The organism is Streptomyces albidus (ex Kaewkla and Franco 2022) (assembly GCF_013870515.1).
Classification (GTDB): domain Bacteria; phylum Actinomycetota; class Actinomycetes; order Streptomycetales; family Streptomycetaceae; genus Streptomyces; species Streptomyces albidus.
Genome location: NZ_JACBXA010000304.1, coordinates 1 through 6156 on the forward strand (window position 1 = coordinate 1; position 6156 = coordinate 6156).

The 6156-nt window shown below is 69.4% G+C and carries 4 protein-coding genes and 1 pseudogene; 1 reads left to right on the forward strand and 4 read right to left on the reverse strand.

The window, feature by feature from the left end; genetic code table 11:
* Positions 1-63: 63 nt before the first annotated feature.
* The 4 genes and pseudogenes from H5J26_RS27325 to H5J26_RS27340 all read right to left on the reverse strand — a co-directional run.
* Positions 64-1461, reverse strand: a pseudogene (locus H5J26_RS27325) (AAA family ATPase); the annotation flags it as partial.
* A 15-nt stretch (positions 1462-1476) separates the two neighbouring features.
* A complete protein-coding gene (gene cpaB / locus H5J26_RS27330; protein ID WP_181768643.1) occupies positions 1477-2208 on the reverse strand; it encodes a Flp pilus assembly protein CpaB in 732 nt (243 codons plus the stop codon).
* A gap of 3 nt (positions 2209-2211) precedes the next feature.
* Positions 2212-3231, reverse strand: a complete 1020-nt coding sequence (locus H5J26_RS27335) for a hypothetical protein (RefSeq protein ID WP_235981181.1) — start codon at positions 3229-3231, stop codon at positions 2212-2214.
* 265 nt (positions 3232-3496) lie between these two features.
* Complete coding sequence (locus tag H5J26_RS27340; protein WP_181768644.1) at positions 3497-4819, reverse strand: Nramp family divalent metal transporter; 1323 nt, start codon at positions 4817-4819, stop codon at positions 3497-3499.
* Between the two features lie 205 nt (positions 4820-5024).
* On the opposite strand from H5J26_RS27340, the gene H5J26_RS27345 reads away from it, so the two are divergent.
* Positions 5025-6059 (forward strand): chitinase, encoded by a 1035-nt coding sequence (locus H5J26_RS27345; RefSeq protein ID WP_181768645.1) that lies wholly within the window; start codon positions 5025-5027, stop codon positions 6057-6059.
* Positions 6060-6156: the final 97 nt, after the last annotated feature.

The window sequence follows — 6156 nt, forward strand, 5'->3', positions numbered from 1 at the left end:
GAGAACGCCGCCCAGGACGATTCACGCGGCCACGACGGCCACAGGAAGCAGCACGCTGTGCCCACCGCTTCGCTGCGTGCCGGGCGCGCCGCCGCTGCCGTACGAACCGGTCCCCGATATGCCCGTGCCACCACTTTGGGTGCCCCCGGCGGGCAGTGCCCGACTTGGAGCCGGCGACCCGGAGACCTGCCTGTGCTGCGGTCTGGACTGCGCCCTGCCGCCGCGGCCGTTCTTCCCGCCGGACTTGCCGCTCTGCTTGCCGGCCTGTTTGCCACCCGGCGACGCCTCGATCGCGGTGACCAGCCCCAGCTCGCCGGCGAACCCCCAGAGCGCTTGCTTGACCGACCCCTTGCTGTCCAGGTCCTGCATGCGTCCGGCGTCGACGGCGCTCTGCAGCTCCTTGAAGTTGGCGGGAATCGTCGAACGCGCCATCGGCGTTCCGACGATCCGGGCGATGAGTGCGGGCTGGATCTCGCTGAGCCGTGAGGTGCGGTTGACCAGCGTGAGGGTCTCCTCCGCCTTGCGGATCTGCAGCCGGTCCCACATGCGCACCATGCGCTTCGCGGCCCGTACGGAGACGACGTCCGGGGTGGTCAGCAGCACCGCGCAGTCGGCCGTCTCGATGGCGGCGGCGTTGGCTGCGTTGAGCTGGGTGCCGCAGTCCACGACGACGATGTCGTAACGCGACCTGAGCGCGCCGATGATCTGCCGGGCGGCCCTGTCGTCGACCTCCTCGGCGCGCTCGCCCTCACCGGGCGCCAGCAGCAGCCCGAGCCCCGACTCGTGGGTGTAGACGGCGTCCTGGAGGACGCGCGCGGAGATGTCGTTGATGCCTGCCAGGTCGGCCGCAGAGCGCCGGAACTGGACGTCCAGGTAGGAGGCCACGTCGCCCGACTGGAGATCCATGTCCACGAGCGCGCTGCCGCGCCCCGACGACTGGGCGGCCAGGGCGAGTTGGACCGCCGTCAGCGTCGTGCCGACGCCGCCCTTGGCGCCGGTGACCGCGACCACCGTGCCGCCGGGGCCGGACAACTCCTCGCTCGTTCCGCCCAGATGGCGCCGGACGCCGGACGCCCAGGACGCTGCCGCGCCGACGCGGGCGGCGAGATCGTCGTAGCTCAGCGGCAGTCCGAGGACGCCGCGCGCACCCGCGTCCATGGCCGAGGAGTACAGCGGAGGGCTGGTGTCACGCGTGATGAGGACGACGCCGACCGCGGGGAAGCGGAGGGCGATCTCGCGGATCAGCTCCAGGGCCGGGCGCGGCCCGATGAGTTCGTGCACGAGCACGACCTCGGGCAGGTCGGCGACCGACACTGCGGCCGACTGGCCCAGGGCGTCGAGGAGTTGCACCGAGTCGACCACGGGCGGCAGCGGCTCGCTGTCCGGGAGCTGGCGTAGCAGGCCGACCAGGGAGCGTGCTGCGTCCGGGTCGCTGACGACTGGCTGGATTCGGGTGACCATCGTCTGATTCCTGCCTCACTCGTCCCCGTTGAGCGTGTACGTACGGTCGCTCTCGGGGATCTCGGTGCCGTCGCCCGGAGCCACGAGGGCGAGCCGGACGTGCTCGGCGAACGACTCGGCGTACGCGACACGTTGGGCGTCCCCCGCAGAGAGCGCGAAGGTGATCGGGACGCCGTCCTGCTCCCGCTGCCGCGTCCGCTGGTCCTGGTTGTCGTCCTCCTTGAAGGGGGTGAGCTTTCCGACGTCGATGACCTTGGCGTCACTGACGATGACCTTCGACTGGTTCGGCGCCTTGCCCTTGCCGCCCGTCTGCTGATCGCCCTCGAAGGTGGCGAATATGTTGACCCGGCTGCCGGGGTTGATCTTCCCCGCCACACCCGTCTCGGAGTCGATCATGATGGCGATCTCCTGCTCCCCCGACTTGAGTTCAGGGCGCTCGGACATCATGTCGGCCTGCAGGAGCGACCCCTTCTGCAGCCGGTTGGTGGCGACCTTGCCGCGGACGTCGTCGAGGTCGGTGACCGCCGTCTTGGGGATCCACCGTTCCGGCATGGAGACCTTGTCGAACTGCTCGCCGCTCAGGGACCGGTAGGCCGGGACGTCGTCCTTCAGCTTGTAGGCCGTCTTCTCGGGGCCGACCTTGGACTCCACGTCACGTATCAGCGCCAGCACGCCCGCGAACGCGGCGAGCGCGCACAGGACGGAGACGATCAGAAGGATGACGCCACGGCGCTGGCGTGAATTCATGGACTACAGACCTCGGGGATCGGCGACTACTGCGTGACGGGGGTTCGATGAGGGTCGTTCGGGGGTCGTGCGGCGGAAGCCTCCCAGGCCCGGCCCGCCCCTGCCGGCGGTCTCGCTGCGGGATGCGGGGTCCTTGCGGACGGAGGGGACACGGCTCAGGGCCGCCCTGCGGGAGCCGGCCCCGTACGAGGCGGGCGCGGCGCAGAACGCGCAGCGGTCCCCGATGAGTTCGAGCCCGCACCAGTGGCACTCGTCGCGCCGTACCGAGGAGACGAGCTGGTAGAGAACCGAGACGTCCGGGATGGCGGCGGCGAACTCGATGAGCTTGCCGGTCCCCCACCAACGGGCGGACTGCTTCGGCAGGTACGCCTCATGCACTGCGCCGACGTTCCACTGCCGGGCCAGGGTCTGCCCCACCCACTCCGAGGTGAGCTGCCCCGGCGCGACGGTGAGGTCGGTGGGGAACTGCGGCCCGGCCAGGGTGGCTTCGGAGCCCGCGCCGTTCCCGGAGGCGCCGTCCAGCCGCACCAGCTGCGGGGTGGGCGCGGCGAGCACCGCGAACTGGGCCCTGGGCATCCACGACTTGGCGTGCGCGGTGAGCGACACGGGCACCTGGTCGAGCTTGGAGACGGAGTTGAGCAGGGCGCCCGCGTAGATGTAGTGCGACAGCAGGCGCGCGGCGGCGCCCAGCACGCCCGGGGAGAACTCACACAGCGAGAGCTGCCTCAACTGCCGTACGAGTACGCCCGTTCCGAGCGGGGGCAGCGCCGTGGGCAGCAGGGCGATGCGGTCGCTCTCCAGGACCGAGCGGATCGCGTGCAGCCGGTGCAGGAACGGCTTGGGAAGCGTCGTCGGATGGACGACGACCACGTGACCGTGCTGGTGGATCAGCCGCTGGGTCTCGGCCAGCGCGACGTCGAACGGCTGCTCCTCGGGCGGCTGGAACACGTGCGCTCTGGGGGTCTGCCGGTCGGGCGGGGGCAGCATGTGGTCGTGGCTGGTGACTGCTAGCGCAGTGGACATCCCCGCCCCCGAGCATCCGACTTGGGCGGTCGAGCCCAAGTTTCCGACCGTCAAGCTGATCTGACGACATCACACCTTACGGCGGAGCCCACACCTGCGGAACAGCTTCGTCCCGGGGCCCGCTCCCCCTGCCTTCCCCACCCCGGCGGCCGGTCAACCAGGATCTGGCGGACGGCTCCCCGCACCCGGCTCCGACAACCGTGCTGTGCAGGGTGTTTCAGGTGGTGGGCCCCGCCCCCGCACATCAGGGGCGGGCGTCCACGGATCACCAGGGAAGTTCCCTCACCTGCTGCACGCACAGCACGATGAAGAGCATCCCGGCGGCGAAGAGCATCACGTTGCTGAGCATCCCGTTTCGCCATTCACGCGGCGTACGGTCGGAGTTGAGCAGCCAGATCAGCGTGAGCGCGAGGAACGGCATGAAGAACGCGCCGAGCACGCCGTAGGCCACGACCAGACCGAAGGGCTGCTCCAGCCAGAGCAGCGTCATCGGCGGGAAGGTCAGCCAGAGAAGGTACGCGCGGAAGGGTGCGGAGCGCTCACGTGTGCCGGCGGCCACGGCCTGCACCGCGTCGCTGTCGCCCACGCCCTTGCGGGCGGCCTTCAGCCGCTCCACGAAGTCGGCGAACATCAGGCTGACTCCCTGCCACACACCGATGAGCGAGGTGAAGGACGTGGCGAAGAAGCCGACGAGGAAGAGCTTGGCCGTGAAGGCGCCGAAGCGGTCCTCGAGGACCTTCCCCAGGTCTGCGAGGCCGGCGTCGCCCTCGGTGATGGCGACCTGCGAGGAGTGCAGCAGCTCCGCGCCGACGACGAGCATCGCGACGACGAAGATGCCGGTGGTGGCGTAGGCGACGCGGTTGTCGAGCCGCATCATCTTCATCCAGCTGCTGTCGGTCCAGCCCTTGGCGTTCACCCAGTACCCGTACGCGGCCATGGTGATCGTCCCGCCGACGCCTCCGATGAGGCCGAGGGTGTAGAAGACCGAGCCGTCCGGCAGTACGGGGACGAGTCCGGCGAAGCTCGCGCCGATGTCCGGTGAGACGCGGATCGCGACGTAGACGACGACCACGAACATCACGCCGATCATCACCGTCATGACCTTCTCGAAGACGGCGTACCGGTTGAACCAGACGAAGACGAGGCCGACGAGGCCGGTGATGATCGCCCACGCCTTGAGGTTGAGGACGCCGGGGAAGAGCGCGTCCAGCGGCAGCCCGGAGGAGGACATCGCGGTGCCGCCGTAGACGAAGCCCCAGATGACGACGTAGATCGCGAAGTAGACGGTCGTCCAGGGGCCCAGGGCACGCCAGCCGTCGAAGATGGTGCGGCCCGTCGCCAGGTGCCAGCGGCCGGTCGCCTCGGCGAGGGCGATCTTGACTATGCAGCCGATGACGGCGGCCCACATGAGCGTGTAGCCGAACTTGCTTCCCGCGATGAGCGTGGCCACCAGGTCACCGGCGCCGACGCCGGTGGCCGCGACGACGATGCCCGGGCCCACCAGCTTCCAGCTGGCCTTGCGTACGGGCGGTGCGCTCGGGGTGGTCGGGGTGGTCTCCCCGCTTTGTGCGCTGTCTTCGGTTGCCATCTCCTACCCGCCTTTGTGCTCGTCCCCAGGTTGAGGTCCTGCCCGGCGCATCCAATCCTCCGAAGACGATCAATACAAGGCCCCGGACGGCTGCAGGAAGTCTTGACAAGCCGATTGGTCTGGACCATGTTGTCAGCGACGCGAAGGGCCCCGCGCACCGCAATCCGCACCACCCCTCCCATCTCCCCCCACCCCGGAGGCAGTTGTGGCACGCGCAAGCTCCCGAACGCACACCCGTACCCGTTCCGTCGGCCTGGCCGCTTTCACAGCGGCGGCACTGACAATCTCCGGACTGCTCACAGGCGGCACGGCGAGCGCGGCCGAGATACCCGCCTCCGCCGGACCCGCTGTGGGCGCCTCGGCCGTGCCGGCGCACGCCGTCACCGGTTACTGGCAGAACTTCGACAACGGCGCGACCACCCAGAAGCTCTCGGACGTGCCGGCCGACTACGACATCATCGCCGTGGCCTTCGCCGACGCCACGGGAACACCGGGCCAGGTCGACTTCACCCTCGACCCCGCGACGGGCTACGGCTCCGAGGACGAGTTCAAGGCGGACATCGAGGCGAAGCACGCCGCGGGCAAGTCGGTGATCGTCTCCGTCGGCGGCGAGAAGGGCAACGTCAGCGTCGCGGACGACGCCTCGGCGGGCGCGTTCGCCGACAGTGTCGTCGCCCTCATGGACGAGTACGGCTTCGACGGAGTCGACATCGACCTGGAGAACGGCCTCAACTCCACGTACATGACCAAGGCGTTGGACTCCGTGCACAGCCGGAAGGGCGACGTCGTGGTGACGATGGCGCCCCAGACGATCGACATGCAGTCCACCTCGAACGAGTACTTCAAGACGGCGCTGGCCATCAAGGACTACCTGACCGTCGTCAACATGCAGTACTACAACAGCGGTTCGATGAACGGCTGCGACGGCAAGGTCTACTCGCAGGGCTCGGTGGACTTCCTGACCGCGCTGGCCTGCATTCAGCTGGAAGGCGGCCTCGACCCCTCACAGGTCGGCATCGGCACACCGGCCTCCTCCCGTGCGGCCGGTTCCGGCTACGTCGAGCCCGGCGTCGTGACGGCCGCGCTGGACTGCCTGGCCAAGGGCTCCGGCTGCGGAAGCTTCAAACCCTCACGGACCTACCCCGGGCTGCGCGGCGCGATGACCTGGTCCACCAACTGGGACGCGGCGAACGGCAACAGCTGGTCCGGCACGGTGGGCCCGCACGTGGACGGCCTGTGACGACGGCACAGGCGTGACAGCTCGGTGGTCACAGCCGGCGTGACAGCTCGGTGGTCACGGCAGGCGTGACGGCTCGGTGGTCACAGCCGGCGTGACA

Excerpts from the sequence above, each read along its gene's own strand:
- cpaB (WP_181768643.1), bottom strand. The coding sequence starts at position 2,208 with ATGAATTCACGCCAGCGCCGTGGCGTCATCCTTCTGATCGTCTCCGTC.
- H5J26_RS27335 (WP_235981181.1), bottom strand. The coding sequence starts at position 3,231 with ATGTCCACTGCGCTAGCAGTCACCAGCCACGACCACATGCTGCCCCCG.
- H5J26_RS27340 (WP_181768644.1), bottom strand. The coding sequence starts at position 4,819 with ATGGCAACCGAAGACAGCGCACAAAGCGGGGAGACCACCCCGACCACC.